Origin of the sequence: Pseudarthrobacter sp. CCNWLW207, assembly GCF_037203945.1 — a bacterium.
GTDB lineage: Bacteria > Actinomycetota > Actinomycetes > Actinomycetales > Micrococcaceae > Arthrobacter.
Genome location: NZ_JBBCBS010000002.1, coordinates 1 through 26130, shown reverse-complemented (window position 1 = coordinate 26130; position 26130 = coordinate 1). Strand labels below are relative to the sequence as shown.

The window sequence follows — 26130 nt, the reverse complement described above, 5'->3', positions numbered from 1 at the left end:
GGATGGGCTTCCGCCTCATCCTGGAGGGCGAGGACGACCTCCACATCGTGGGCGAGGCCTCCGACGGCGCTGACGCCGTCAGGCAGGTCCGCGAGCTCAACCCTGATGTGGTGCTGATGGATGTCCGGATGCCCGTCTTGGACGGCATCGAGGCCACCCGTGCCATCACAGCATCCGGATCCGGCGCACGGATCATCATCCTCACCACCTTTGACGTGGACGAGTATGCGTTCGCAGGCCTCCAGGCCGGCGCGTCCGCATTCCTCTTAAAGGATGTGGCGCCGTCGGAACTGATCCACGCCGTGCGCGTGGTGGCCAGCGGGGATGCAGTGGTGGCCCCACGCGTCACTCAGCGGCTCCTGGAAACATACGTCCGTGGTGCTGCCCGCCCTGCTCCCGCTGCCGCGCCGCGTGATCCGCTGCTGGAGGAGCTGACGCCCCGCGAAACGGAGATGCTTGAGGCCATGGCAGAGGGCCTGTCCAACGCAGAGATCGCGCACCGGTATTTCCTGTCCGAAGCCACTGTGAAGACCCACGTCCGCCGTATCCTCACCAAGCTGCACCTGCGCGACCGTGTCCAGGCCGTGGTGTATGCGTACGAAACCGGCCTGGTGGTCCCGAGCAACCCTGACTACTGAATCCCCCGATAGCATCCTGCTGGCACACAGCACCCTCACAGGAACTCTCTATGCATGGCATAGGGGAGGGCGGTTGTATGGACGCATGACCAATCACGAGCCCCACCCCAACCACGACCGTGGCCTCGAGTTCGACCTGTCCACCCTGATGAGCCGCCGGTCGCTGGGCGTGTTCTTCGGTGCCTCCGGCGCCGCTGTGGCGCTGGCGGCCTGCACACCCGGCGGGTCGACGTCCACAGCCAGCACCTCGGCGTCGGCCACGGCCACTGCCGCCCCCACCGCAACCGCCACAGCCACTCCGACGCCCACGCTGACCCGCGCAATTGCCGAGTGCGGTGCGGAAATCCCCCAGGAAACCGCGGGGCCATATCCCGGAGACGGTTCCAACGGGCCCAACGTCCTGGAGGCCTCCGGCGTGGTGCGGCAGGACATCACCACAAGCTTCGGAACGTCCACCACGAAGGTCGAGGGAGTGCCCCTGACTTTCACCCTCACGCTCCTGGACAACTCCAACGGCTGCGTGCCCCTCGCCGGTGCGGCCGTCTACGCGTGGCACTGCGACCGCGACGGGAAGTACTCCATGTACGATTCCGGGCTCGACAACGAGAACTTCCTTCGCGGGGTCCAGGAGGCCGATGCGAACGGCCAGGTCACGTTCACGTCGATCTTTCCGGGCGCCTACATGGGCCGCTGGCCGCACATCCATTTTGAGGTGTTCGAGTCCATGAGCAATGCCACGTCGGCCGGGCAGGTGCTGGCCGTTTCACAGATCGCCCTGACGAATGCGGCGTGCAAGGACGTCTACGCCACGGCCGGCTATGAAACCAGTGCACGGAACTTCCCCCGGACCACTCTGCAATCGGACAACGTCTTCGGTGACGACGGCGGGATCTACCAGCTTGCCAGCATGACCGGATCGGCTGCCGCCGGATACACGGCCGGGCTCAATGTGACCATCTAGACTCGAGACCATGCCTTCCCTTTCCAACGCCGCAGACCACATCCAGGACCTTGGCGCCTATGTCAGCGCCTCGCCGTCGAGCTTTCACGCCGTCCATGAGGCTGCCCGCAGGCTGGATGCGGCCGGGTTCACAGGCCTGGATGAGCTGCAACCGTGGGAAGGCGGGGCAGGCTCGTTCTACATAGTTCGTGACGGCGCCCTCATCGCCTGGGTGGTGCCGGAAAGTGCAGGGCCGGCTACCGGCTTCAACATCCTGGGAGCGCATACCGACTCCCCCTCTTTCAAGCTCAAGCCCAAGCCGACCACTGGGGCCCATGGCTGGCTGCAGGCCGGAGTCGAGATCTACGGCGGGCCGCTGCTGAACTCCTGGCTTGACCGGGAACTGCAGTTGGCCGGCCGGCTGGTCATGCTCGACGGCGCCCAGCACCTCACGGCCACCGGGCCGCTGCTCCGGTTCCCGCAGCTGGCAATCCACCTGGACCGCGCGGTGAACGATGGCCTCACGCTGGATAAGCAGCGGCACATGAACCCGGTGTGGGGGCTCGGCAACCCGGCCAATGTGGACTTGCTGGCGGTGCTGGCCTCGCATGTTGACGGTGCATCCATTGATCCCGCCCGGATTGGCGGGTACGACGTCGTGATTGCGGACACGCAGCCGCCTGCGGTTTTCGGGGCCCATGGGGAGTTCTTTGCCTCCGGGCGCCTGGACAACCTTTCGGCGACGCACGCGGGGCTGGCGGCGCTCATCGCGCATGCTTCCACTTCTGGGACTGGTTCTGACCGCGCCGATGCGCCGATCGCAGTCCTGGCGGCCTTCGATCACGAGGAAATCGGCTCCAACTCCCGTTCCGGGGCGTGCGGACCCATCCTGGAGGATGTTCTGGTGCGGATCTCCGATGGCCTCGGTGCCACGGTGAGCCAGCGGCGGCAGGCGTTGGCGGCGTCGTTCTGTGTCTCCGCGGATGCCGGGCACGCTGTCCATCCCAACTACGCCGAGCGGCACGACCCCGCCAACCATCCTGAACTCAACGGCGGCCCGCTGCTGAAAATCAACGCCAACCAGCGCTACGCCACGGACGCAAACGGTGCCGCATTCTGGGCCCGGCTCTGCGGGCAGGCGAAAGTGCCGTACCAGGAATTTGTGTCCAACAACGTGATGCCGTGCGGCTCCACCATCGGCCCGCTCACCGCCACGCGGCTCGGGATCCGGACCGTGGACGTCGGGGTGCCACTGCTGTCGATGCATTCTGCGCGCGAACTCTGCGGCGTGGAAGACCCGCACCGGCTGGCTGCGGTGACGGAACTGTTCTTCCGGACTGCCGCGTAAGGGTCGCGGGCAGCGGACAGGGTCCAGGGCTCAGTCCCGCGAGGCTCCCGGATCCTTAGCGTCCGTTCCCAAAGCAGAAAATGTCCCGGTCGATTTCGTGGGCCGGCACACCCACCCAGGTCTCGCCGTCGGGAACGTTGCTGAGCACGGCGGCACCCATCCCAACCGTGGCGTAGGCGCCCACAGACGTCCGTTCCCGGACGCTGGAATTCATGCCCAGGTAGGCGGCCCGGCCAATCCGCACTCCGCCTCCCAGCGACACACCCGCGGCGAACGTTGCGAAGTCCGCCACGTCGTCGTCGTGCGTGAACGTGACCGATGGCATGGCCACCACGTGCGAACCGAGCGTGACCGACGCCGTCAGCGTCACGTTCCGAAGCAGGATACTGCCCCGGCCGATCCTGCATCCCTCGGGACATTGGACGGACGGGTCGATCGCTGTGGCATACCGGGCCTCATGCAGGCCCATCGCGGTGAGCCGCTCCACCACCGCTTCCCGCGATTTTCCGGAGCCCAGGCACACCAGCACAAAAGCGTGCGTGTATTTGGGTGCATCGTCGATGGTCCCCAGGACAGGTGCCCCGTCCACGGTGACTCCCGCCATCTCCTTGTCATCATCGAGCAAGCCCACGACGTCGTACTGGCCGCTGCTGCGGACCATCGCCAGTACCTCGCGGGCCAGCCCGCTCGCGGCGATCAGGATCAGCTCGCTCACCTGCCCACCCCGTTGGCGGCGGCATGGATGGTGTTCATGACACGGTTCATGCTGACGGGGTCCAGCTCGTGAAAGATGGGAAGGATGAGCGTCCGGTCCGTCAGGCGCTCAGTGTGCTGCAGCCTGGCGTTGCCCGTGTCGCGCCAGCGGTAGGCCGGCTGCCGGTGCGCCGCCATGACGCCCCGCTTGGCGGAGATACCCGCGTCAGCCAGCCTGCCTAGCAGCTCCTCGCGGCTAACAGGAAATCCCGGCAGGACCTCAACCCAGAAGGACTGGAAGTTGGTAGTGCCGTACGGCGGATCCGCGACGAAACGCAAGCCCCTCAACCCGGCAAGCCCGGCGACGTACTGGCCGGCCAGGGTCCGGCGCCGCTCCACAATTTGTGCGAGCCGGGCCAACTGCACGATTCCGATGGCGGCCTGCAGGTCAGTCATCCGGTAGTCGAAGCCGATCTCAAGGTAGACCTCGGGCAGTGCCGCAAGCGATTCGGGTCGGCCCATGCCCGTGACGCTCCTGGCATGGTCGCGGAGGGTTCGCGCCCGTGCAGCCCAGTCAGCGCGGCGGGTCGTGAGCATGCCGCCCTCACCCGTAGTCACTATGTTCTCCTGGTCGAAGGACCACACAGTCAGATCGGCCCCTGTGCCCACTGGGCTGTCCTTGTAGGTGGAGCCGATTGCGCAGGCGGCGTTCTCGATCACAGTGATCTCGTGCCGGTCACACAGTTCGCGGATGGGGTGCAGGTCCACTGGCACGCCGCCCTGGTCCACCACGATCACGGCACGGGTGTCCAAGGTGAGTGCCGCATGGATAGTCTCGGCAGTCACGTTCCCAGTGGCGGGGTCGACATCACAGAAGATCGGGCGTGCGCCGACGTAAGTCACCGCGTTCGCCGTCGAAATAAACGACAGTGACGGCACCACAACATCGTCCCCGGGACCGATGCCGGCCACTATGAGGGCCAAATGAAGCGCAGATGGGCAGTTGGAGGTTGCGACGGCGTAGCGCACGCGTTGCAAGGAGCTGAAGTCCTTCTCGAACTCCTTGACCTTCGGCCCTTGGGCTATCGAACCGGAGGCCACAACCTCAGCCAGTGCGCGCGCTTCCTCATCACCGAGCCATGGCTTCATCGCACTCATCCCCGCGAGGACTGTTTCCGCAGTCATCGGGCACCAACTTTCCTTGTCTCGGCGGTCTTATCGTTCTTGTGCCCACAAACTTCCACCCGGCCGCTCAAAGTGCCCTCATGTTCCGGATCTCGGCCCCCGCACGGGCTGAGTCTGCCAGTTCGGTGCTTGCGACAACGGACGTTTGACCATCACGACTGAGGCTCCGCGCCCCTGCTTCCAGCACTGCGAGAATGCGCAACGCAGAATCCCAACCCGTGCGCGACTCACGCTTGTTGCGGATGCAGAATTCCAACTCCTCTATGACCTGGCCCAGGGGCTCGCGCTCCGGCAGGGCGGGAGACCAAATATCGCCCGTTCTGTAGGCCGTGGCGGAAGTCCTCTTTTCGTTGGCCGACTTTGGTGACGGGTCCAGCGAGACGCTTCTGTCGAAGACGCTGAGACGTTGCTTCGGGTTCAGGTCATCCCACACCAGGGTCCTCAGCGATCCGCCGATGACCATTTGTCGTATCTTCGTGGGGCTCAGCAAGTTCACGTGCAAGTGGGCCGTGCCATCGTTCCGAAGCCTGAAGTTTAGGTGGCCAACACAGTTTCTCCCGATACCAAGCGGGTCACCCCCAAACGCGGAGACCTCGGTCGGATTCAGGCCGCCAGGAAGAACGAAGTCAAGAATCGCAAGGTCGTGTGGCGCCACGTCCCAGAACACGTCTACCTCAGGGCGCTCCAGACTCAGATTTATCCGCGTGGAGTCCACGAAGAGAATCTCGCCCAACGAGCCGGCCTGCACCAGCTCCTGCATCTTGAGTACTGCTGGGGAGTAGCAGTGCGTGTGGTCCACCATCAGCACCAGGCCGTTTGCCTGCGCCTCGGCCACCATCTCTAGTCCATGCTTGAGGCTGTCCGCCATCGGCTCCTCCACGAGGACGTGCTTTCCTGCCCGAAGAGCCGTCATGACCGTCCCGTAGTGGGCATGCGCCGGCGTTGCTATGGCGACTGCATCCACCTCGAAGGTGTCCAGCAGTTCATCAAGGGATTCGACCACCGCAACGTCAGTAAACGGGGTACCCAACGCCCGCGCTCGTTCTGAGTTCACGTCGCAGATGGCAACCAGGTCCCAGACGGGGCTCGCTTGAAGGTTGCGGGCCAGATTCGGCCCCCAATATCCGGCACCGACGACGGCGATTGACAGTTTCCGGGCCGGCAGCCGATGGGCCGGTGTATGAAAGGGATCAATGAAGCTCTTCATGGCTGTCCTTCTTCTCGCACGATCTAGTAGGCGCCGGAGGGCCGGAGTACTGCGCGGAATGTCCGCCACAGGATCAGCAGGTCACCGGCGATGGACCAGTTCTCGACGTAATAGAGGTCCAGCCGCACTGACTCGTCCCAGGAAAGGTCCGAGCGGCCGTTGATCTGCCAGAGGCCGGTAATTCCCGGCTTGATGAGGAGGCGACGGTGAGTGTGGCGTTCGTAGCCGTGGACTTCCCGGGCCAGCGGCGGGCGGGGTCCCACCATGCTCATGTCGCCGAGCACAACATTCCAGAGTTGAGGGAGTTCATCGAGGGAGTACTTCCGCATCCACCGCCCGCACCGGGTGACCCGCGGATCATCGCGCAGCTTGAACAGCACTCCGGCACCCTCGTTCTGCTCAGTAAGGGCTGCCAGACGGGCCTCGGCGTCCACCACCATGGACCGGAACTTGAACATCCCGAACACGGTGCCGTCCTTGCCAACCCTGTCCTGCCGGAAAAGCACCGGGCCCGGACTGTCCAGCCGCACAATCACGGCAAGCACCAGGAGCAGTGGCGACAGCACAAGGAGGGCAGCCAGCGCTACCGCCACATCCATGACCCTCTTCAGCGCGTGTTTCGCCCCCGAGTACTGGGGAATGTCCACGTGCATAAGGGGGAGTCCTTCCACCGGGCGCCAGTGGATGCGGGGACCCGCAACGTTTGTGAGGGTGGCGGCGAGGACCATTTCCGCGGCGCATTCCTCCAGTTTCCAGCCGAGTTCGCGGATGAACTTGTTTCCGCCGGGCAGAGGGCCCGCAACGATGACCGCATCGGCGTCGGTCAGCCTGGCGGTGCGGGCAATGTCGTCCGTGGAGGAGAGAACCGGGATCTGCTGGCCATCCACGCGCAGGCTGGCTCCGCGCCGGGCGCCGGGAAGGCAGACTCCCAGGATCTTGTAGACGGGTCCGGACTTCTTGGCCACTTGGTGCACCACGTAACGGACTTCCTCAGGTTCCCCCACCACGATGGCCCGGGACAGGTGGTGTCCCCGGGCCTTTTCCTTGGTGAGCCGGCGCCGGAACACCCAGCGGTTGCCCGTTAAGGCCACCAGTCCCAACGGAAGGGAAACCGTGACGAACGCGGTCCCGCCATGGACGGAAAAGACCACGGCGGCAATGGCCATCAGGCCGAAGATCCGCAGGGTTGCGGAGGCAACGCGCTTGTACTCGTCCGCGCCGACACCCAGGACTTTCGAGTCGCGGGTCCGATAGATTTCCAGCGCCATGAGCCACAGCAGCGTAACCGTGGTGGCGGTGAGGACTCCGCCTTTGTCGCTTTCTACGCCGGGGGTGAAACCGACGCTGGAGAGCAGGTAGCCGGCGAACACGGCCAAGGCCACCACGACCGAGTCTGTGATGCGCAGGAGGTTGATGTGGGTGGAGATCCACGCCGCCGTCGCCTTGCGTCCTGGCGTTGCCGGGGCGGCAGCCGGTGGCTGCGGGGTCCCTTTCGGTGAGGATTCCGGCAGACGCAATGGCGACGTTGCATTCCGCTGCGCGGCCAAGGGTTCAACCGGCCAGCCAAACGACGCGCTTCGGAAAGGGGCTACTGGAATTTCCGCCATGATCATCGCTTCCCGCAGAGTCCGCATTGGGTTCCACTTGTGAAGCAAAATTAGCCCGGAAACGGCTGTTATTACGGGGAAAAGCAGGCGCTTTGTGGTAGCGGGAAGGGAAGAATGTGGATACTGCGGGTTCCAGCGTTTTGGTCCCTAGAGGACAGGCAGGACGTAGGGTTCCCGGGCAGCGGAATCCTTGCCTGCGGCCAGGGCGGTGAGCTGTGCGCGAGACTCCACACCCAGCTTGCGGTAGATCGCGGTAAGGCGCACTTCCACCGTCCGCACGGAGACGTACAACGTGGCTGCGATTTCCTTGTTGCGCATTCCCCGCGCCACCATCTGCGCGAGGGCCCGCTCATGGTCGGCGAGCATCAGCATGGAAGGGTTGCCAGGGGCGCGGGCAGGTTCAACGCGCTCGTCCAGCAACAGGGAATCAACGTGCTGGGTCCACGCGTCGGCGCCGACCTCGTCGAACATCACTTTGGCCCGCAGCAGGCCGTCCCTGGCATCCCGCAGCCGGCCGAAGGCCCCTAGCCGCTCCGCGTAGCAGAGCAGCGTCCTGGCGCGTTCCAGCAGTGAGTCGTGGGCACCCCTGTTCTCAAGTGCGTGGTTGAACAGCTGAAGCGACTGCTCACCGTCAGCGAGCATCGCTCGGCTGCGTGCGACGGCGGTCAGCAGCCATGGGGATCTGAGCCCCACGGAGCGGCTTTCGAGCCGGTACAGGACCTGGGTGGCCTCGCGGTGCCGTCCCAACCGCACCAGCACTTCCACCAGGTCCGCTTCGCAGCGAAGCAGTGTCGGGTTGCCGAAGGCCATGCCGATCTCCACGGCGCGGGACAACTGGGCGAATGATTCGGCCAGGTTGCCGCGCATGAGTGCGAAATGTCCCTGGCAAGCGGCCAATTGGGCAGTGATGGCGGGGTGGCTTTCAGCGCCGGAGAAACGCTGTGCCTCCGCCACGTAAAGCCGGGCCAGCGCCTCGTCGCCCAGTGAGTGGGCGCGCCACACGCGGAAGATGTGCCGCATCCCGCGGTGGTATTTGGATTCCGGCTCCGTGAGTTCCAGGTCTTCAATGAGCCGGACAGCGGTCCGCACGTTCCCGGCCCGGATCTCGTTGTCCACGGCCAGGTAGTCCGCGGTTTCCCTCCAATTGACGTTGTTCGCCTCAACGGAGTTCCGCACCACTGCGAAGGCCTCCTGGGCAAGTTCATAATGCTCTGCGTAGGTCAGGGCGCGGCCTTGCACCAGAAGGGTAGCTACTGTGGCGCCCGCGTCATGCTTGCGGCCCAGATTCCCGGTGTTGCCGCTGATTGCTTCGATCAGGAGTTTGGCACGGTCCGTCACTGCGAGGCAGTCCTTGGAGGCAGCGTCCTGGAACTGCTCGGCGTGGCGGAGCAGGCGGAGGGCGTCTTCCAACTCCCACCGTTCCGCGTAAAAGAGCGAACCGATCGCCAACAGGGTGGCTGAATAGGCAGGATCGTGCTGGCCGAACTCCTTCACCAGGCGTAGCACCATGCTGGAGCGCACAGCGGCGCCCTGGATGAACTGGATCTCGAAATCCAGGCCGGTCAGGCGCAGGATCAGAGCGGGGTTGCGTGTCACACGCTGCGCCCATTCCAGGTACCGCCTGGCATAAACGAACTCTCCCCTGTTGAACAGCAGTTCAGCCACGTTGGCGAGCCGTGCCGCAGTCTCCGCTTCCCAGGGGTTGATGGTGAGGGCACGCTCGATGTACTCCACGGCGAAGGACACTTCCCCGTTGCGGATCAGGTCAACGGCAAAACGCAGGAGGCCAAACGGCGTCTGGCGCTCCAAGGCCGTAAAGCTCAGATGCCATCGCCTGGCGTAAGGATCTGTCTCGCCGGCAGCATCCGCCAGCGCACGGTGGTTGGTGGTCCGGACAGCCGGCGTCATGGCGGTAAAGACGAAGCCCCGCAGCAACTGGTCCTGGATCCGCAGATGCGGGCCGGACCTGCTGACCATGCCGTTGGCCAGGAGTTCGTCCACCCCCGTCCACAGGTCGCTGTAAACCTTCTCCAAGGTGGCGATATCGCTCCGGCAGGACAGCGACATCAGGTCAAGGACCTGCCGCGCGGCCGGGGTCAGGCTGCCCACCGTTGCCGCGAATTCGGATTCGAAGCTCCCCTTGCAGGGCAGTGGAATAGGCAGGGCGTACTTCCCCTCGGCCTGGCGCTCCAACAGGCAGGTGTAAAGCTCGACGGCGGCAAGCGGGTTGCCCTGGGTTGTAGCAGCCACCGCGTGGACTGCCGCTGTTGCGACTTGCCGCGCCGGAATCGACTCCAGCATCCGGACCGTGTCGTTGTAGTTCAGAGGCTTGAGGTGAAGGGCCGGGAGGCTGCCAAACGGGCTGTCCGGCACTTCTTCGCGCACGCTCATGAAAAGTGCCACGTCCGTCCCGGACAGGCGGCGGGCGAGGAACCCGATCACAGCTTGGCTGCTGGGATCCAGTTGGTCTGCATCGTCGACGACGACGACGGTGCGTGAGGACGAGCGCTGATGCAGTCCATTCAGGAGCATCGTGGACACGGTGGGGACATCCAGGGCGGCGGTGGAGTTTCTCAGCAGTTCATCGGCGAACCGGTTGAGGACGGGATCATCGATTCCGTTCAGCAGTGCAGTGAGGCCCGAAAGAGGCCAGTCGGACTCGGAGGCACTGGCCCGCAGGAAAACTGTCCGGTAGTCAGAGAGTCGCGGGATCTCTGACAGGAGGGCGGATTTACCCACACCACGGCGGCCTACAACGCTCAGGGCGGATTCCTTCGGCCCTCGGATCACTGAGAGGATCCGGTCCAACTCCTTGCTTCGCCCGATTAACGACATGTGGTCCCCATCCATCGTTGAAGGAGACCGATATTGCCTTGTACTTCCTGTATGTGTCGTCGAAGCCCCGTCCAATCATTCCCATGACTGAGCCGGGGCAATTCCTGGCCGCTTCGTTACGTCCAGCACGGTACCCAACCGTTGGAAGTCAATATAGCCCCGTTCCAGATCCCGCACCAGAGTAGTTTGAGCCGCGAGTACTCAGGTTTTGGAGCCCTGAGTACTTAGGTTTCGAGAGCATTTCAAAGTTGCCTGCAAGGCAGTGGATGGTTCGCAATGGTGTGCCATCCTGTGGAAACATCTGATTTGGCCTCCGGCGTTCTGTGCCAGTGCACATCAACCGGCGCCCGGTGCGCGTCTAGGGTGGGATAAAACGTGTGATCCACCGCACGGAGCAACCACGATGGCCTCCCGCCCCGTCGTTATGGCCCCGCAAGGCAGCCAAATTTCCGCACCAACATGAAGGACGGCGCACCCATGCACGCTGACCAACAACTCGCCAAGTCGCTCAAGCCGCGGCATCTGTCCATGATCGCCATTGCCGGCGTCATCGGGGCAGGCCTCTTTGTGGGGTCCGGTGCCGCGATCCAACAGGCCGGCCCGGGAATCCTGCTGGCCTATATGGCTGCCGGAATTGTCGTGATCCTGGTGATGCGGATGCTCGGCGAGATGGCGGCCGCCAACCCTGAAACCGGGTCCTTTTCGACCTACGCCGACAAGGCGCTGGGCCGCTGGGCAGGTTTCAGCATCGGGTGGCTGTACGCCTGGTTCTGGATCATCGTCCTGGGCATCGAAGCAACCGCCGGCGCGGCGATCATGCACCGGTGGGTCCCTGGAATCGACCAGTGGGTGTGGGCGCTGATCCTGATGGTCCTGCTCACGCTGACCAACCTGGGATCGGTAAAGTCCTATGGAGAATTCGAGTTCTGGTTCGCCTCCATCAAGGTCGCAGCCATTGTGCTGTTCCTGCTCTTCGGAGTGGCAGCCATCATGGGCCTTATCCCCGGAGTCCCCGCACCAGGCCTGAGCAACCTCATCGAGAATGGCGGATTCCTGCCCAACGGGCCGGGAGCGGTCCTGGCCGGGATCCTGGTGGTCGTTTTCTCCTTCTTCGGGGCAGAGATCGCCACTATTGCCGCTGGTGAGTCCGAGAACCCCGTTGACGCAGTCAAGAAAGCCGTCAAGTCCACTGTTTGGCGGATCCTGGTCTTCTACATCGGCTCGATAGCCATCGTGGTCACCCTGCTGCCCTGGAATGATGCCAACGTAGCCAAGAGCCCCTACGTCGCCGTGATTGAACTGTTCGGCATCCCCGGTGCCGGCACCATCATGGATATTGTGGTCCTCACCTCCGTGTTGTCCTGCCTGAACTCCGGCCTCTACACCGCCAGCCGCATGCTCTTCTCCCTCTCCAAGCGCGGCGACGCGCCAGTGGCCTGGACCCGGATTTCAAAGCGGGGCGTACCTGCCTCCGCAGTCCTGGCCTCCACCGTCGTCGGCTTTGTCACCGTGGGACTGAACTACATCGCTCCGGAGACCGTCTTCCTGTTCCTCGTGAACACTTCGGGCGCGATCGCACTCTTTGTCTGGCTGGTCATTGCGTCCTCGCAGCTGATCCTGCGCAAGCGCATGGGTGCCGCCGCCAAGGACCTCGCCCTGAAGATGTGGCTGTTCCCCTACCTGACCTGGGTTTCCATCGCCAGCATCGTGGCGCTGCTGATCGGCATGGTGATCCTGGAATCCACGCGCGAGTCCCTGATGCTCTCCCTGGCACTGGCCGCCGTGGTGGTTGGCATCGGGGTATGGCGCTACCGGAAGGGTGGCCCGGCCGGACCGGCAGCTGAGGCTCCGCAGGGTGAGGATGCCGCCGTCGGCGCAGCACAAGCGTCGTAAGTCTCCGGACGTCCTCAGGCCGCCAGGCCCAGCACCAGGTTGATCGTGGCGGCCAGGATGACCGTACCGAAAACATAGGACAGGAGGCTGTGCTTCAGGGCTTCGCACCGGATGCGCGGGTTCTCCAGGCTGGTGTCCGAGACCTGGTACGTCATGCCGATGCTGGTAGCCAGGTAGGCGAAGTCCGTGTACTGCGGCGGTTCGTCCTGGTTGAAGCTGACGCCGCCTTCGGTCGCCCCGCCGTAGTAGTGCTCCGCGTACCTGAGGGTGAACAGGGTCTGGACCAGCATCCAGGACAGGGCCACGCTGGCCAGGACCAGTGCCGCCCCAGCAAGTTGCGTGCCGCCGTCGCCATTGTGTGAGTCCATAACCACGACGGCGACCGCGGCCAGCGACGCGACGTTCGCCGCCAGGATCAGCAGGTCAGTGGTGGTCCGGGACGGGTCCTCGGCGGTGGCGTGGGCCTTGGTTTCCTTCGGACCCATCTTTCCCACTATCAGCCACACCCAGCCCACATACACCAGCGCTGCCGTGGCCCACCCTGCGGCCGGGGCCTGTAGCCATCGGCCGGTAGCGCCCGTCGCCAGCGTGGCCGCGATTCCCGCGACCAGCATTGCCAGGAACCGCAGCCGGCTGCGCCTGACCGGGCCGGGGCGGTCGTTGAGCGGTGCGGCGTCCATGCTCTGTACTCTAGCTGCGGTGCACAGGACCCTGGCCCCCCAGCCTCGGTTTTCCACATATCCTCATGGCTGCTTCCACTGTGGAACCATGGCGCATAGCGTTGAGTCAAGCGCGAATCGCCTATCCGATCCAAATGCACTAAGATATTGAAGTCTGTGCTGCGTCCTGCCTCCGTTCCGGTGGCCGGGCCTGTGCATGGCATCGCAAATGAACCTCCTGTTACGGAAATGCCGTAACCGCTTAGCCCAAAGGAGGTGGGTTCACATATGCGTCCTTACGAATTGATGGTAATCATCGACCCCGAGGTCGAAGAGCGTACCGTTGAGCCGTCGCTTCAGAAGTTCCTGAATGTCATCACCAACGATGGTGGAACCATCGAAAAGGTTGACATCTGGGGCCGTCGCCGACTGGCCTACGACATCAAGAAGAAGTCCGAAGGTATCTACGCCGTGGTGAACTTCACCGCCAAGCCGGACACCGCCAAGGAACTTGACCGCCAGCTGTCTCTTAACGAGACCATCATGCGCACCAAGATCACCCGCCCCGAAGAGCAGAAGGTTGTCGCTGAGTAATTTCAGCTCCGATTTTCATTCTTCACCCCGCAGGATCGAATTCTTCATCCAGGATCGAACAAGGAGGCAGTAGATGGCAGGCGAAACCACCATTACGGTCATCGGTAATCTCACCAATGACCCGGAATTGCGGTTCACACCGTCAGGTTCGGCAGTAGCGAACTTCACCATCGCTTCCACCCCACGCACCTTTGATCGCCAGTCCAATGAGTGGAAGGACGGGGAAACCCTGTTCCTCCGCGCAGCAGTCTGGCGTGAAGCAGCCGAGAACGTCGCCGAGTCCCTCACCAAGGGCATGCGCGTGATCGTTTCCGGCCGGTTGAAGAGCCGTTCCTACGAAACTAAAGAAGGCGAAAAGCGCACCGTCATTGAGCTCGAAGTCGATGAAATCGGCCCGAGCCTGCGCTACGCCAATGCCAAAGTCAACCGTACCCAGCGCTCCGGCGCCGGGGGTGCCGGAAACGGCGGACAGGGTGGCTTCGGCGGCGGCAACAGCGGCGGTGGGTTCGGGGGAGGCGGCGCTGGTGCAAGCCAGGGCGGCAACTCCGGCGGAAACTGGGGCGGCAACCAGCCCGCAGCGCAGGAAGACCCTTGGGCAACGCCCGGTGTCTCCAACGCAGGCGGCTGGGGCAACGGCCCGGATTCCGAACCCCCCTTCTAACCACCAAAAATTAAGGCCCGACGCCGGGACCGCCTGAGTGCCGCATGGCACCGAAGCGACTGCCGCCGTCGGACCACCACCATCCCGTGGATCAATATCCACGGGCTCCATAGAATAGGAGCTCCACGATGGCTAAGGCTGAACTCCGTAAGCCCAAACCAAAGTCCAACCCCCTGAAGGCCGCTGACATCACTGTCATCGACTACAAGGACGTAGCATTGCTGCGCAAGTTCATCTCCGACCGCGGAAAGATCCGCGCCCGTCGCGTCACTGGCGTCACGGTGCAGGAACAGCGCAAGATCGCACAGGCAATCAAGAACGCCCGCGAAGTTGCCCTGCTGCCTTACTCCGGCGCTGGCCGCGGCTAAGGAAGGGATTAACTAACATGGCAAAGCTCATTCTGACCCACGAAGTAACCGGTCTCGGTGCTGCTGGCGACGTTGTCGAGGTCAAGGACGGTTACGCACGTAACTACCTGCTCCCCCGCAACTTCGCCCTGACCTGGTCCAAGGGTGGCGAGAAGCAGGTTGAGTCCATCAAGGCTGCCCGTGCCGCCCGCGAGCACGCTTCCCTGGAAGACGCTCAGAAGCAGGCCGCTGCACTCTCCGCCAAGCCGGTCAAGCTCGTTGTCAAGGCTGGCGAGACCGGACGCCTGTTCGGCACCGTCAAGCAGGGCGACGTCGCCGACGCCGTTGAGGCCGCTGGCCTTGGCCGCATCGACAAGCGCAAGGTTGAACTGCCGGCACACATCAAGTCGGTCGGTTCCTACCAGGCCAACGTTCGTCTGCACGACGACGTTGCCGCAGTGATCGAACTCGACGTAGTCGCAGGCAAGTAGTTTTAACAGCTACGAAGCACTGAACTGCACGAAAACCCCCGTTGCCTAACCGGCGGCGGGGGTTTTCTGTGCGGACGCTGCATCGAAATGGCACTTCAGAGCAGTGTTGACGCTCCGGACTACCGTCAAATACCACCTCGTTCGCAGGTTAGGGGCTGTTAAGCTCCGTGGTGACATGCCTGTAGCCAGACCGGATCAGCTCCTCAAGAACGTTCCGGTCCACGTCGTCGAGCTTGTTGATGTAGAGGCAGGCTGCGCTGGTCCTGTGCTTCCCCAGTTCGGGCAGCAGCCGGTCGGCATCGGGTCCGTCGGTGAGGCCGTACAGCACCAAGTTCGCCTTCCGCGGTGAGAATCCGACGGCCGCGGCGTCGCCCTCCCGCCCGCTTTCGTATTTGTAGTGGTAGGTGCCGAACCCGACGATGGTCGGACCCCACATGACGGCTTCCTGCCCGGAGATGCGGGTCATCATCTCCAACAACTCGAAGCCGTCCGCACGCCGCTGCGGATGCTCCACCTCGGCAAGGAATTCTGCCGCAGGAACATCTGTGGGCTTGGTCTTGTTCTCTGCCATGCTCGTAGTTTCGCAGACGCGGAGGAGGTCAGCCAGCACCACCTGATACCTGCCGCGGTGACTCAGTGGAACGCTGATCCGCCAGGCGCGTGGAATAAACCCGAATGACCACCGGTTACCTCTGTACATGCAAATGCATGTATTGTAGTCCGTATCGAACTTCAGGAGTCCACAGTGGAAACCCGCCGCATCACCGTCCTGTCCGCCGGCCTGGGAGTGCCGTCCTCAAGCAGGCTGCTCGCCGACCAGCTTGCCGCTGCTGCAGAGCGCAAACTTTCCCGTGCAGGCTACGACGTGACTGTGGACGTGGTTGAGCTCCGGGACCTCGCAGTGGACATCGCGAACAATTTCGTCACCGGCTATGCGGCCCCGCGCCTGGCCGACGTCATTGCCGGGGTCGAGGCATCCGAGGGCATCATCGCGGTCAGCCCCGTGTTCAGTGCGTCCTACAGCGGCCTCTTCAAGTCCTTCATTGACGTGCTTGACCCCAAGTCCCTGGACGGTAAGGCCGTCCTGCTGGGGGCCACTGGCGGCACCGACCGGCACCAGATGGTCCTGGACTACGCGATGCGCCCACTGTTCAGCTACCTGCGCACCCGGACGGCGGCCACGGGCGTCTTCGCAGGCCCGCAGGACTGGGGAAACACCGACGACGGCGGCTCGCCCCTTTCGTCCCGGATCGAGCGGGCGGCGGCCGAGTTTGCAGGACTCCTGACAGGGGAGCAGCCTGGCCGCAAGCCGGCGGCCCTGGAGTCCCTGCCGTTCGAACAGCTTCTGGCGGGTATCTCGGGCGGACGTTGAGGCAGGCTCCGGTGGCGGGAATCCGGCGTCGGACACCTCTGCCGAACTATCCGGAGCCGCCACTCGTTGACCGGGACATGAAATGTCCTGTGGATTCAATTGACCTGATCATGAGTGAACGCAGTGGTGTGGAGATTGACTACTGCCCCCAGTGCCGCGGCGTCTGGCTCGACCGCGGTGAACTGGATAAGATCATCGACCGCGCCAACGAGGCCATGGCCGGAGGATCCCAGGCGCCCGCCCGCCCGGCGGTCCCGGCGCCTGGTCCGACTCCGCCTCCGCTGTACCCGAACTTTGAGCCGCGCCGTGATCAGCCGCGGTATGACCAGCCGCGATACGACGACCGGAAGTACGGCAAGCAGGGCCATGACCGCGACTACGACCGCCGCGGACACAAAAAGAAGGAGGGCTGGCTGGGGGACCTCTTCGACTTCTAGCCCCTGGACACATCACAGCCGCGGGGAGGAATCCAGGGAGGAAGGGTAGGCCCTAGTCCTCCAGGAGCGCGATGAACTCACGGGCTTGCTTGAGGGTGATGTCAGAGTGCTTGGTCAGCGCCGTGGCGGCGGCCTCTATATCGCCGCTGCGGACCAGCGTGCGGATCCGCCCGTAGATCTCGTCATTGAGCATGTTGCTGCTGACTTCGCGGGTTACATCGCCCTTGCTGGCGATGGCCCGGTAGCGGTACGGGAAGCGCTGGGGGGTGTCGTCATCGTCGGGATCCTGCACAGGCTCCGCGGAGGCGGGGCTGCGGTACGGCTGCGGGTGGGCCGCCAACGCGCCTACGGCATCCCGTGACGCTCTCAGGCCGGCGTCCGTGGCCTCGTAGTAGAGCTTGATCGCTGCCATGGCCTGCCCCTGGGCGATGAGGGCGTACAGGCGACGGTGCTGGTCCTCCGTAAGCTTCGCGGCGGCCGTGCGCGCCAACTCCACAGGGTCGGTGGCGGGAGCGGCCGTGCCGGCTGCGTTGGAAGCCGCCACGCGCCTGCTGACGGCGCGGGCACCCAGGGCCACTGCGGCGGCAACTACCACCAGGATGAGGGCGGGGATCACAAGCGATTCCATTTCTAAAGCCGATCTACGTACTTCTTGGCGGTAGCCAGGTCAAAGTGCGTCGCCTGGCGGAGGAGTTTGATGGCCTGGAGCTTTTGCCCGCTGCGGGCCATCGTCTGGAGTTGCAGGGCGAATTGAGGATTGAGCTGTCCGCCCGGAAGGGCTGTGTACCCGTGCTGGCCGGACGGCCCGCCTGCCTGCGCGTGCAATGCCGCACGGGCGTTGTCCGCCTGCTGTGACTGCTGTGCCTCATTTTGGCTGGGGCGTGTGTTGGCCTCCAACCGGGCACGGGCGGCAGTGGCGGCGCGGACCTGGGCGGCATAGTGCTCGGCGGAGCGCATCGCGAGGTCCTGCTGGTATTTTTCGGCGTCGGAGATTCCGGAGTCACGGGGGCTCAGGGCTGTTGAGAGAGCCCAGATTACTGCCACCAAAACCAACGCAGGCAACAGCACCATCAGTATTTCGCCCATGTATAGAGCTTATGCCAGATCGTGGTTATCCACAGCATATTCCTTGATTCGCATACAGGTCGCCTGCTAAGGCGTCAATTCGGGGCACGTGCTGTGGAATTCATCACGCTTTAGGGATGGATGCGGAGGATTGGACCCGGAATTCAGTTCCCAATCAACAGCCTCGGCATGCAAGCTGTGGATGAAGGTTGAGTAAAAGAATATTTCCTCCACACGTCCGGATGGACGTTTCCGCAGGTCAGAGGCTTATGAGAGGGAAAAGTTTTTTTGTTTCCACAGGGTCACCCACAGGCTGTGCACAAGCTATGCCGCTTAGTGCACAGGTTATCCACAGGCCGTGGGTACACGCGGCTTTGCCCTTGGGGAAAGGGGGGCTAGCGTAGCGGGATACCTGTTTTTGGGACGCGAAAACGCTGCTGCGGAGTACGCGAAGGACCGCGGCGGATTCCCTGGATCCCGCCGTGGCGGGTACCTCTGTGGATAACCTGTGGATATTGGGGATAACTCTTGTGCACAAAGCCTTTGGACCCGACAGGGCCGCCGGATGGCCAGTTGTCGGTGCCCTCGGATAGACCTGTCCTGGTGCCTGCGTTGCGGATGTTCCACGGCGCAGGTACCCGCAGGAAGAACAGCTTTAACCACGGCCGGACCGGTTCCGCCGCGGCACACAATGGAGGACGGCAGCTTTGTCAGTAACGCATCTGGACTCGATCGAGGGCACCCGCGGATCAGAAGGCAGCCGGAAACCTCCGCAGGACATTCCCGCGGAACAGTCCGTCCTGGGCGGCATGATGCTCTCCAAGGATGCGATCGCCGATGTGGTGGAGATCCTCCGTGGCCAGGACTTCTACCGTCCAGCCCACGAAACCATCTACGAAGCCATCATTGATCTCTACGGCCGCGGCGAGCCTGCGGACGCGGTCACCGTCTCGGATGAACTGACCAAGCGCGCCGAGATCAACAGGATCGGCGGCCCTGCGTACCTGCATGAACTGATCCAGACCGTGCCCACGGCAGCCAACGCCGGCTACTATGCCGAGATCGTGGCCGAACGCGCCGTGCTGCGCCGCCTGGTCAACGCCGGAACCAAGATCGTCCAGCTCGGTTATGGCTCGGATGGCGAAGTGGAAGACCTCGTCAACCAGGCGCAGGCCGAAGTTTACGCTGTGGCAGAGCGCCGCACGGCCGAGGACTACGTCGTCCTGAAGGACGTCATGGAGTCCACGGTGGATGAGATCGAAGCCTCCGGCCACCGCGGTGAGGGCATGGTGGGTGTACCCACGGGTTTCTATGAACTGGATGAACTGACCCACGGCCTGCACCCCGGCCAGATGATTGTCATCGCCGCCCGCCCCGCCGTGGGTAAGTCCACCTTCGCTCTGGACTTCGCCCGGTCGGCGGCCATCAAGAACAACCTGGCCACGGTGATGTTCTCGCTCGAAATGGGCCGGAACGAGATCGCCATGCGCCTCCTGTCCGCCGAGGCCACCATTGGGCTGCAGGACCTCCGCAAGGGCACTATCAAGGATGAGCAGTGGTCCAAAATCGCCACCACCATGGGCCGGATGAACGATGCCCCGTTGTTCATCGACGACAGCCCCAATATGTCGCTGATGGAAATCCGGGCCAAATGCCGGCGCCTCAAACAGCAGCACGATCTCAAGCTTGTGATCCTGGACTACCTCCAGCTCATGAGTTCCGGCAAGAAGGTGGAGTCGCGCCAGCAGGAAGTTTCGGAGTTCTCCCGTGCGCTCAAGCTGCTGGCCAAGGAGCTCCAGGTTCCGGTCATCGCGCTCTCGCAGCTGAACCGTGGTTCCGAACAGCGGCAGGACAAGCGGCCCATGGTCTCTGACCTTCGCGAATCCGGCTCGATCGAGCAGGACGCGGATATGGTGATCCTCCTGCACCGTGAGGACGTCTATGACAAGGAGTCACCGCGTGCTGGCGAGGCTGACATCCTGATCGCCAAGCACCGTAACGGTCCCACCAAGGACATCGTGGTGGCCTTCCAGGGCCACTACTCGAGGTTCGCCAACATGGCGGCCGACGCCGGTGGCGGCGGTTTCTGACCTCCCGTACCGTTTGGTGCTGGCGCGCTTAGCCCTGCGCCAGCAAGTGGTTGGGCAGGCGGTTTCCGGGAGCAGTGCCCCGGATTTCCAGCAGCTCGCGCGCATGCGCGTGCAGCCGCTTGTCCTCCTCCGAAACAGGCACCCAGCGGGGGATGGGCACTGACGTGCCTTCGGCGTCGCGCGCCACCATCACTGTCAGGCAGTACGTGGTGAGGTTCAGTTCCTTACCCTTGGGGTCCCCGGAGCGGACGTGTACGGCAATATGCATGCCTTTGGTTCCGGTGTAGACCAGCCGCGCCTCCACCTCCACCACGTGTCCAATGAGCAGAGGGCGGTAGAAGCGGACGCCGCCTGAAAACACGGCAACGGTGTCCTTGCCGCAGTAGCGGGACGCGCAGACATAGGCCGCCTCGTCGATCCACTTCATCACGATGCCGCCGTGGACCTTCCCGCCCCAGTTCACATCGGTGGGGGCCGCCATGAACCGCAGCGTGACGCGCTCGGCCGTTCCGGCGTCGGTATATTCCTGGTCCTTCATGGCTGCAACGATCTGTTCCCGGACCTTGACCCTGGCAAGGGCGTGCTCGCGCTGTTCGATTTCCTGGTCGGTGACCGGCTCAAACTGTTTCACCGGGATCGGCTTGCCGTCCTCGCCCACGGCTACGAAAATCACCATGCACTGGCTGCGCATCGTCGCTGGTCCGCCTTTGGGATCCCCGGAGGAGACGACGGTACGGATGTGCATGGAAGAGCGCCCTGTGTACACGATGGTGGCCTCGACTTCCACCATATCGCCGCTGTTGACGGGGTCAGCGAAGTGGATGTTGCCCACGTAGGCAGTGACGCAGTAGGACTTTGCCCAGCCGACAGCGGCAGCGTATGCGGCCTTGTCCACCCATTCAAGGACTGTCCCAGCGTCAACGGACCCGCTGTGTCCCACATCCATGGGGGCGGCCAGGAAACGGAGGGTTACGGAGTTGGCTGCGGTCTCAGTCATGCTGCGATCTTACTGAGGCGCAGCGTTACCCGAGGGTAGCTCCGGCCCCGCCCCGTTGTAGAAGCACCTCGCGGTCCGGGCGTCACGGAATGTGTGGGAATAAAACAACGACGGCGGTGAGCACCCGGGTGCTCACCGCCGTCGTTCGATGTTGATGTGAGCCGTTAGGCGAGTACGGCCAGCCTGGAGTTCGTACGGCCGAACAGGGCCCGGTCCACCGAGATGCGGCCGGCGCCGGTGAGCGCCACCGCCAGGGCCGCTGCTGCCAGAAGCAGTACCAGCTCGTAGCCGCCGGTTGCCGCGAAGACCCCCGCAGAGGCATGCACCAGAAACAGTGCCCCCAGCATGTCAAGGGCCAGCAGGAGGGCGACGACCCGGGTCAGGACACCAAGAATGAGCGCAATTCCGCCACCAAGTTCCAGGATTGCCACCGCCGGAGCGGCGATTTCGGCAGCGGGAACACCCATTTTGGCGAAGGAGGCCTGGGTGCCGGCGATGGTCCATTCGTTGAACTTCTGCCAGCCATGGGCGGCAAAGATGAAGCCGATGATGACGCGAAGAATCGTCACTGCCGTGGTGTTAAGCGAGGTCTTGTTCATGTCCCGAGTCTTCCAAACCTATACTTGAAGTGTCAACTAATTGTGTCTTAGTGTGTTACTTGTCATGGTTTCCACTGAAACCCGTGAAGGGGAGCGCCTCGGCAGTCGGCCGGATGTCCGGACGCGGCGATAGGCTGGCAATCGTGCCACATCAAGCTGCCCCTGCTGCCGCAAAGACCCCCGCCGGACACTCCCGGGAAATCCTGCGGCTCGCCGTCCCCGCCTTCGGTGCCCTGATTGCTGAGCCGCTGTTCCTGCTGGCGGATTCTGCGATCGTGGGCCATCTCGGCGTGGCCCAGTTGGCCGGGGTCGGCCTCGCCTCCGCTGTCCTGCACACTGCCGTCGGCCTGATGGTCTTCCTCGCCTACTCCACCACTCCGGCCGTGGCGCGGGCGCTCGGTGACGGCCAGCTCGGCCGGGCCCTCGCGGCAGGACGGGACGGCGTGTGGCTGGCGCTCCTGCTGGGTATTCTGCTGGCTGCGGCAGGCTTCGTAGCCGCCGATCCTCTCGTGGGCCTCATGGGTGCCGACGGCGACGTCAGGGTATTCGCCGCCGACTACCTCCGCTGGTCCATGCCCGGACTGGTGGCCATGCTGCTCATTTTCGCGGGCACGGGCGTTCTCCGCGGGCTCCAGGACACGCGGACACCCCTGGTGGTGGCCACGGCCGGCTTTGCCCTGAACGTTGTCCTGAACCTGTGGCTGGTCTACGGCTTGGGCTGGTCGGTGACCGGCTCTGCCGTGGGGACCAGTATTGCGCAATGGGCCATGGCTGCCGTCTACCTGGTGATGGTCCAGCGGAACGCCTCGCGGCACGGCGTCACCCTGCTTCCCGACTGGCGCGGCATCCGCGCGATGACGCGCGTCGGTTCGTGGCTGATGCTGCGCACGCTTAGCCTGCGCATCGCCATTCTCGCAACGGTGCTGGTGGTTACTGCCCAAGGTCCGGTGAACCTGGCCGCGCACCAGCTTGCCATGACGATTTTTTCCTTCCTCGCCTTCGCCCTGGATGCCCTGGCCATCGCGGCCCAGGCCCTTATTGGCAAGGAGCTGGGGGCATCCAATGCCGCCAAGGCGCGCCTGTTGACCAGAACGATGATCAGGTGGGGCATAGGCTTTGGTGCGGTCACGGGTGTGCTGCTCGCCGCTGCTGCGCCCTGGGTAGGGGTTTTGTTCACGTCCGACGCCGGAGTCCACTCTGTGCTGACCGTCGCCTTGTGGGTACTCGCCGCCGGTCAGCCCCTGGCCGGTTACGTGTTCGTCCTCGATGGTGTGCTGATCGGTGCCGGCGATGCGAAGTACCTGGCGATTGCCGGCGTCGTCAACCTCGCCGTCTACATCCCGCTGCTCCTGGCTGTGGCGGGCTCGGGCGCTTCCGGGCTGGCCGGGCTGGGGTGGCTGTGGGCAGCCTTCGCGCTGGGGTACATGGCTGCCCGCGCCCTGACCCTCGGCGTCCGTGCCAGGTCCGACAGGTGGATGGTGCTCGGTTCGCAGTAGCAGCCACGCCTACTAAACTGGACCGGTGACCCGCCCTTTGACGCCCGCAGAAGCCACGCCCGGTACCGCTCCCCAGGAAGACCTGTGGAAGCCGGTCCTGTTGCGGGCCCTTGCCGCGCTGGGATTCGGGGCCGTCACGATCTTCTGGGCCACGCCGTCGGTTGAGGTGATGGCCTGGGCGGGCGGAACCTACTTGCTGGCCACTGGCGCCTTGGTCCTGTGGGGTACTCCAAAGGCCGGCTTCACCCGCGACAGTACGCCTGGAAAGCTGCTTTCGGCCGCAGGGCTGATCCTGGCAGGCAGTGGCGCGGCGCTGCTGCTGTTCCATGGCGACGTGCCCTTCGGCGTGATGGCGGCGCTGGGCCTGGGCCTCGCAGGCGCGATCGAGCTGGTGTGTGGACTGCGGCACCGTGGCGGGCACGTCCTGGCCAGGGACTGGATAGCCTCCGGGGTCATTGGCCTCGGAACGGCCGCGGCGCTCCCGTTCTTCATCAGCCTCGGTGCGCATGCGCTGCTGGGGGTCGCCGGTGGCGGGGCCATTCTTGCCGGCGTCCTCTGGGTGCTGTCCGCGCTGACTCTGCGGCATGATGCCCGGGGCGCTGCCGCGAAGCCGTAAACTAGACAGGTACGGTTCTACCCGGCGTAGAAGTTTAGCCGTACACACCCACCGCACATTCGAACCGGGCAGGCCTTTCGTGCCGTGCCTGCAGGGGAGGAATCACCTTGGCAGACCAGCAACCAGGAAAACCGCGCAAGATGCGGACCTCGGTGAAGGGGCCGCTGATGTTCTCCGCGTTCTGGGCCGTCCTCGCCTTTTTTGCGGTCCTTATCTTCGCGTCGGGCGGCAGTTCACGCGCCCCTCGGTTCGACCTCGCCTTCACCGGGGCCGGCATCGCGTTCATCGTTACGCTGGTCATTGCCGCGATGCTCTCGATGAGCTATAAGGACAATGCCGAGCACCTCGGCAAGGGATCAGGTGTCAACCTGAGCTCAGCACGCAAGCCTTCCCATGGATTCGGTGGCACGGCTCCGCGGGCCGGTCGGGAAGGCTCCCAGCCTGGTTCCGACGAGCCCGGCACCCCCGACGCCGACGGACCGACCGGCCGCTGATCCTGCGCACCCGACGGGCCCGTCCGTTCTAGCTCGCCTTTGCCTGGCGCGCCCGGTAGGCCGCGACGTGTGCCCGGTTGGCGCAGTTGCCGGTGTCGCAATATCGCTTGGACCGGTTCCGCGTGAGGTCCAGGACCACTGCATCGCAGTCATCCCCTTCGCACACGAGCATTCGGTCCATCTCCTTGCTTCGGATCACGTCTGCCAAGGCCATGGCTGCCTCGGTGCCCATTCTTTCCGCCAGTGGCGCCTCGCGGGTGGTGGCATGCAGGTGCCAGTCCCACTGATCATGCTTCATCAGCTGCGGCAGGGCGTTGGCCTCCCGCAGCAGGCGGTTCACGGATTCCACCGCCGCATCCTCATCTGAGGTCCAAACCCTGGCTAGCTCGCCGCGCAGCTTGTGGATGCTGGCCAGTTCCGCCGCGTTGCGTGTCCGGGCTCCGCTGAAACCTTCGGCATCGAGGAAGCGGTCCAGGTCCGACACGGTGGCCAGGGTTTCCTGGCCATTCGCGGCGCTGTTGATCAGATTCACCACGGTGCGGAGCGCCACCTCGGTGTCAGGGGCAAAGACCATCTTGACTCCTTACAGGGCCCGGCGTAGTGTCATGGGCATTACCCCACTTTACTCCTGACAGGAGGCGACGATGACTGCCGCCACCACCCCCTCAAGCATGTCCGCAGCACGCCGTGGCTTTATGGCTTCCGGCCTGGGAGTTGCACTGTTCTCCTCCGCTGTCTTCGGAATCTCCGGATCCTTCGCCAAGGCGCTGCTCGAAACTGGCTGGTCTCCGGGGGCCGCAGTAACCGCGCGCCTCACCGGAGCGGCCCTGATCCTGGCGATTCCGGCCATCCCCGCCCTGCGTGGCCGGTGGCACCAGGTGCGCGAGAACTGGGTCACCATCGTCCTGTTCGGCCTCATCGGAGTGGCCGCGTGCCAGTTGTTCTACTTCAACGCTGTGGCCCGGCTTTCCGTTGGTGTCGCGCTCCTGCTGGAGTACCTGGCACCCGTCATCATCGTCCTGTGGCTCTGGGCTGCCAGCAGGAAGCGGCCACGTGCGCTGACCTTCGGCGGTACGCTGTTGTCCCTCGCGGGCCTCGTGCTGGTCCTCGACCTCACTGGAGCGGTCAAAATCGACGTCATTGGTGTTTTCTGGGGAATTGCGGCGGCGGTGTGCCTGGCTATGTACTTCTTCATCACCGCCAAGGAGAACGATTCCCTGCCGCCCATCGTCCTGGCGTCCGGCGGCCTCATGGTGGGGGCTTCCGTAATGTGGCTCGCCGCCGCAACCGGCTTGCTGCCCATGGCATTCAGTACGGCGGACACTAGGCTCGGCCCGTGGATTACGCCATGGTGGGTGTCACTAGGCGGACTGGTAGTCCTGGCAACGGTCCTGGCCTACGTATCCGGCATCATGGCGGCCCGTGCCCTGGGCTCCAAGGTGGCATCCTTCGTTTCGCTGACCGAGGTGCTGTTTGCCGTGGTCTGGGCATGGCTTTTGCTCGGGGAGCTTCCCGGCGCCATCCAACTCCTGGGCGGGGCGCTCATTGTCGGTGGCGTCATCCTGGTCAGGCTTGATGAACTGCGCAGCCCGGCCTTTGCTACTGCATCGGCGACGGAGGCCGAAGCACCCCGACGCAAGGCGGCCTCACCCCTGGAGCACGCGAACGACGTCGAACCCGTTCCCTGAGAGTCCAGCGCCGCCACTGCCATCCCCGGCGCCGCAAAAGCCTCCTGCCCCTTCCAAATGCCCGCGGGCCCCGGACACTGTGCTGTGTCCGGGGCCCGCGGTTCGCGTGCTGCGTGGTGGCGCGGCAGTGGCTAGCGTGAAGCCTGGTCCTGCTCGTTGGCGTTCTTCGTGGCCTTCT

Annotated in this window: 27 protein-coding genes; 15 read left to right on the top strand and 12 right to left on the bottom strand. The window is 64.1% G+C overall.

Features of this window, described 5'->3' with window-relative positions:
• The first annotated feature begins 2 nt into the window (after positions 1-2).
• From V9L17_RS03190 to V9L17_RS03180, 3 genes are all read left to right on the top strand, one after another.
• On the top strand, positions 3-638 hold the full coding sequence (locus V9L17_RS03190; RefSeq protein ID WP_376044906.1) for a response regulator: 636 nt from the start codon (positions 3-5) through the stop codon (positions 636-638).
• An 85-nt stretch (positions 639-723) separates the two neighbouring features.
• Entirely contained in the window at positions 724-1599 is an 876-nt protein-coding gene (locus tag V9L17_RS03185; RefSeq protein WP_337350443.1) for an intradiol ring-cleavage dioxygenase, read from the top strand.
• 10 nt (positions 1600-1609) lie between these two features.
• Complete coding sequence (locus V9L17_RS03180; RefSeq protein ID WP_337345150.1) at positions 1610-2926, top strand: M18 family aminopeptidase; 1317 nt, start codon at positions 1610-1612, stop codon at positions 2924-2926.
• 55 nt (positions 2927-2981) lie between these two features.
• On the opposite strand, the gene V9L17_RS03175 is transcribed toward V9L17_RS03180, so the two are convergent.
• From V9L17_RS03175 to V9L17_RS03155, 5 genes are all read right to left on the bottom strand, one after another.
• Positions 2982-3641, bottom strand: coding sequence for an acetyltransferase (locus tag V9L17_RS03175; protein WP_337345149.1), 660 nt, complete (start codon positions 3639-3641; stop codon positions 2982-2984).
• Positions 3638-4804, bottom strand: coding sequence for a DegT/DnrJ/EryC1/StrS family aminotransferase (locus tag V9L17_RS03170; RefSeq protein ID WP_337350442.1), 1167 nt, complete (start codon positions 4802-4804; stop codon positions 3638-3640). Before V9L17_RS03170 ends, V9L17_RS03175 begins: the two co-directional genes overlap by 4 nt.
• Before the next feature lie 67 nt (positions 4805-4871).
• Complete coding sequence (locus V9L17_RS03165; protein ID WP_337350441.1) at positions 4872-6011, bottom strand: Gfo/Idh/MocA family protein; 1140 nt, start codon at positions 6009-6011, stop codon at positions 4872-4874.
• Between the two features lie 23 nt (positions 6012-6034).
• Positions 6035-7618, bottom strand: a complete 1584-nt coding sequence (locus V9L17_RS03160) for a sugar transferase (protein ID WP_337350440.1) — start codon at positions 7616-7618, stop codon at positions 6035-6037.
• A gap of 147 nt (positions 7619-7765) precedes the next feature.
• Positions 7766-10453 carry an AAA family ATPase gene (locus V9L17_RS03155; RefSeq protein WP_337350439.1) on the bottom strand — a complete coding sequence of 896 codons (2688 nt, stop codon included), beginning with the start codon at positions 10451-10453 and terminating at the stop codon, positions 7766-7768.
• Positions 10454-10930: 477 nt separating this feature from the next.
• Here V9L17_RS03155 and V9L17_RS03150 point away from each other — a divergent pair, with 477 nt between their 5' ends.
• Positions 10931-12346, top strand: a complete 1416-nt coding sequence (locus V9L17_RS03150) for an amino acid permease (RefSeq protein WP_337345144.1) — start codon at positions 10931-10933, stop codon at positions 12344-12346.
• Positions 12347-12360: 14 nt separating this feature from the next.
• Here V9L17_RS03150 and V9L17_RS03145 read toward each other — a convergent pair whose 3' ends face one another.
• The gene (locus V9L17_RS03145) at positions 12361-13026 is read right to left on the bottom strand and encodes a DUF1345 domain-containing protein (RefSeq protein ID WP_337350438.1); all 666 of its coding nucleotides are present in this window, start codon (positions 13024-13026) and stop codon (positions 12361-12363) included.
• A 267-nt stretch (positions 13027-13293) separates the two neighbouring features.
• On the opposite strand from V9L17_RS03145, the gene rpsF reads away from it, so the two are divergent.
• The 4 genes from rpsF (at position 13294) to rplI (ending at position 15098) form a co-directional block, all read left to right on the top strand.
• On the top strand, positions 13294-13599 hold the full coding sequence (rpsF, locus tag V9L17_RS03140; protein ID WP_050683795.1) for a 30S ribosomal protein S6: 306 nt from the start codon (positions 13294-13296) through the stop codon (positions 13597-13599).
• A 73-nt stretch (positions 13600-13672) separates the two neighbouring features.
• Positions 13673-14260, top strand: coding sequence for a single-stranded DNA-binding protein (locus V9L17_RS03135; RefSeq protein WP_337345142.1), 588 nt, complete (start codon positions 13673-13675; stop codon positions 14258-14260).
• Positions 14261-14388: 128 nt separating this feature from the next.
• The gene (rpsR, locus tag V9L17_RS03130; RefSeq protein WP_003800144.1) at positions 14389-14628 is read left to right on the top strand and encodes a 30S ribosomal protein S18; all 240 of its coding nucleotides are present in this window, start codon (positions 14389-14391) and stop codon (positions 14626-14628) included.
• Positions 14629-14645: 17 nt separating this feature from the next.
• Positions 14646-15098 carry a 50S ribosomal protein L9 gene (gene rplI / locus V9L17_RS03125; RefSeq protein WP_050057159.1) on the top strand — a complete coding sequence of 151 codons (453 nt, stop codon included), beginning with the start codon at positions 14646-14648 and terminating at the stop codon, positions 15096-15098.
• A 148-nt stretch (positions 15099-15246) separates the two neighbouring features.
• Here the strand turns inward: rplI and V9L17_RS03120 are convergent, their stop codons facing one another.
• Positions 15247-15669: a DUF1801 domain-containing protein gene (locus tag V9L17_RS03120; RefSeq protein WP_337350437.1), complete on the bottom strand. Its 423-nt coding sequence runs from the start codon at positions 15667-15669 to the stop codon at positions 15247-15249.
• Positions 15670-15843: 174 nt separating this feature from the next.
• Between V9L17_RS03120 and V9L17_RS03115 the strand changes: the two genes are divergently transcribed.
• Both V9L17_RS03115 and V9L17_RS03110 read left to right on the top strand, forming a co-directional pair.
• The gene (locus tag V9L17_RS03115) at positions 15844-16470 is read left to right on the top strand and encodes an FMN reductase (protein WP_337345140.1); all 627 of its coding nucleotides are present in this window, start codon (positions 15844-15846) and stop codon (positions 16468-16470) included.
• 77 nt (positions 16471-16547) lie between these two features.
• On the top strand, positions 16548-16907 hold the full coding sequence (locus tag V9L17_RS03110; RefSeq protein ID WP_337345139.1) for a TFIIB-type zinc ribbon-containing protein: 360 nt from the start codon (positions 16548-16550) through the stop codon (positions 16905-16907).
• A 52-nt stretch (positions 16908-16959) separates the two neighbouring features.
• Here the strand turns inward: V9L17_RS03110 and V9L17_RS03105 are convergent, their stop codons facing one another.
• Complete coding sequence (locus V9L17_RS03105; protein ID WP_337345138.1) at positions 16960-17535, bottom strand: hypothetical protein; 576 nt, start codon at positions 17533-17535, stop codon at positions 16960-16962.
• A gap of 2 nt (positions 17536-17537) precedes the next feature.
• Positions 17538-17993: a hypothetical protein gene (locus tag V9L17_RS03100; protein WP_337345137.1), complete on the bottom strand. Its 456-nt coding sequence runs from the start codon at positions 17991-17993 to the stop codon at positions 17538-17540.
• Positions 17994-18679: 686 nt separating this feature from the next.
• Between V9L17_RS03100 and dnaB the strand changes: the two genes are divergently transcribed.
• Positions 18680-20062 (top strand): replicative DNA helicase, encoded by a 1383-nt coding sequence (gene dnaB / locus V9L17_RS03095; RefSeq protein WP_337345136.1) that lies wholly within the window; start codon positions 18680-18682, stop codon positions 20060-20062.
• 28 nt (positions 20063-20090) lie between these two features.
• Here the strand turns inward: dnaB and V9L17_RS03090 are convergent, their stop codons facing one another.
• Complete coding sequence (locus V9L17_RS03090; RefSeq protein WP_337350436.1) at positions 20091-21059, bottom strand: acyl-CoA thioesterase; 969 nt, start codon at positions 21057-21059, stop codon at positions 20091-20093.
• Positions 21060-21223: 164 nt separating this feature from the next.
• A complete protein-coding gene (locus tag V9L17_RS03085; protein ID WP_337350435.1) occupies positions 21224-21658 on the bottom strand; it encodes a DoxX family protein in 435 nt (144 codons plus the stop codon).
• A gap of 143 nt (positions 21659-21801) precedes the next feature.
• Between V9L17_RS03085 and V9L17_RS03080 the strand changes: the two genes are divergently transcribed.
• The 3 genes from V9L17_RS03080 to V9L17_RS03070 all read left to right on the top strand — a co-directional run bounded on the left by V9L17_RS03080 (position 21802) and on the right by V9L17_RS03070 (position 24264).
• Positions 21802-23154, top strand: a complete 1353-nt coding sequence (locus V9L17_RS03080; protein ID WP_337350434.1) for an MATE family efflux transporter — start codon at positions 21802-21804, stop codon at positions 23152-23154.
• 25 nt (positions 23155-23179) lie between these two features.
• Complete coding sequence (locus V9L17_RS03075; RefSeq protein ID WP_337345132.1) at positions 23180-23770, top strand: hypothetical protein; 591 nt, start codon at positions 23180-23182, stop codon at positions 23768-23770.
• A 107-nt stretch (positions 23771-23877) separates the two neighbouring features.
• The gene (locus tag V9L17_RS03070) at positions 23878-24264 is read left to right on the top strand and encodes a hypothetical protein (RefSeq protein ID WP_337345131.1); all 387 of its coding nucleotides are present in this window, start codon (positions 23878-23880) and stop codon (positions 24262-24264) included.
• A gap of 28 nt (positions 24265-24292) precedes the next feature.
• On the opposite strand, the gene V9L17_RS03065 is transcribed toward V9L17_RS03070, so the two are convergent.
• Positions 24293-24838: a CGNR zinc finger domain-containing protein gene (locus V9L17_RS03065; protein ID WP_337350433.1), complete on the bottom strand. Its 546-nt coding sequence runs from the start codon at positions 24836-24838 to the stop codon at positions 24293-24295.
• Positions 24839-24908: 70 nt separating this feature from the next.
• Between V9L17_RS03065 and V9L17_RS03060 the strand changes: the two genes are divergently transcribed.
• Positions 24909-25952, top strand: a complete 1044-nt coding sequence (locus tag V9L17_RS03060; RefSeq protein ID WP_337350432.1) for an EamA family transporter — start codon at positions 24909-24911, stop codon at positions 25950-25952.
• The last annotated feature ends 178 nt before the right edge of the window (positions 25953-26130 follow it).

What these genes read in the sequence shown, in the direction of transcription:
- V9L17_RS03190 (WP_376044906.1), top strand. Translation starts at nt 3, where the DNA reads ATGGGCTTCCGCCTCATCCTGGAGGGCGAGGACGACCTCCACATCGTG.
- V9L17_RS03185 (WP_337350443.1), top strand. Translation starts at nt 724, where the DNA reads ATGACCAATCACGAGCCCCACCCCAACCACGACCGTGGCCTCGAGTTC.
- V9L17_RS03180 (WP_337345150.1), top strand. Translation starts at nt 1,610, where the DNA reads ATGCCTTCCCTTTCCAACGCCGCAGACCACATCCAGGACCTTGGCGCC.
- V9L17_RS03170 (WP_337350442.1), bottom strand. Translation starts at nt 4,804, where the DNA reads ATGACTGCGGAAACAGTCCTCGCGGGGATGAGTGCGATGAAGCCATGG.
- V9L17_RS03165 (WP_337350441.1), bottom strand. Translation starts at nt 6,011, where the DNA reads ATGAAGAGCTTCATTGATCCCTTTCATACACCGGCCCATCGGCTGCCG.
- V9L17_RS03160 (WP_337350440.1), bottom strand. Translation starts at nt 7,618, where the DNA reads ATGGCGGAAATTCCAGTAGCCCCTTTCCGAAGCGCGTCGTTTGGCTGG.
- V9L17_RS03155 (WP_337350439.1), bottom strand. Translation starts at nt 10,453, where the DNA reads ATGTCGTTAATCGGGCGAAGCAAGGAGTTGGACCGGATCCTCTCAGTG.
- V9L17_RS03150 (WP_337345144.1), top strand. Translation starts at nt 10,931, where the DNA reads ATGCACGCTGACCAACAACTCGCCAAGTCGCTCAAGCCGCGGCATCTG.
- V9L17_RS03145 (WP_337350438.1), bottom strand. Translation starts at nt 13,026, where the DNA reads ATGGACGCCGCACCGCTCAACGACCGCCCCGGCCCGGTCAGGCGCAGC.
- rpsF (WP_050683795.1), top strand. Translation starts at nt 13,294, where the DNA reads ATGCGTCCTTACGAATTGATGGTAATCATCGACCCCGAGGTCGAAGAG.
- V9L17_RS03135 (WP_337345142.1), top strand. Translation starts at nt 13,673, where the DNA reads ATGGCAGGCGAAACCACCATTACGGTCATCGGTAATCTCACCAATGAC.
- rpsR (WP_003800144.1), top strand. Translation starts at nt 14,389, where the DNA reads ATGGCTAAGGCTGAACTCCGTAAGCCCAAACCAAAGTCCAACCCCCTG.
- rplI (WP_050057159.1), top strand. Translation starts at nt 14,646, where the DNA reads ATGGCAAAGCTCATTCTGACCCACGAAGTAACCGGTCTCGGTGCTGCT.
- V9L17_RS03120 (WP_337350437.1), bottom strand. Translation starts at nt 15,669, where the DNA reads ATGGCAGAGAACAAGACCAAGCCCACAGATGTTCCTGCGGCAGAATTC.
- V9L17_RS03110 (WP_337345139.1), top strand. Translation starts at nt 16,548, where the DNA reads ATGAAATGTCCTGTGGATTCAATTGACCTGATCATGAGTGAACGCAGT.
- V9L17_RS03105 (WP_337345138.1), bottom strand. Translation starts at nt 17,535, where the DNA reads ATGGAATCGCTTGTGATCCCCGCCCTCATCCTGGTGGTAGTTGCCGCC.
- V9L17_RS03100 (WP_337345137.1), bottom strand. Translation starts at nt 17,993, where the DNA reads ATGGGCGAAATACTGATGGTGCTGTTGCCTGCGTTGGTTTTGGTGGCA.
- V9L17_RS03090 (WP_337350436.1), bottom strand. Translation starts at nt 21,059, where the DNA reads ATGACTGAGACCGCAGCCAACTCCGTAACCCTCCGTTTCCTGGCCGCC.
- V9L17_RS03085 (WP_337350435.1), bottom strand. Translation starts at nt 21,658, where the DNA reads ATGAACAAGACCTCGCTTAACACCACGGCAGTGACGATTCTTCGCGTC.
- V9L17_RS03065 (WP_337350433.1), bottom strand. Translation starts at nt 24,838, where the DNA reads ATGGTCTTTGCCCCTGACACCGAGGTGGCGCTCCGCACCGTGGTGAAT.
- V9L17_RS03060 (WP_337350432.1), top strand. Translation starts at nt 24,909, where the DNA reads ATGACTGCCGCCACCACCCCCTCAAGCATGTCCGCAGCACGCCGTGGC.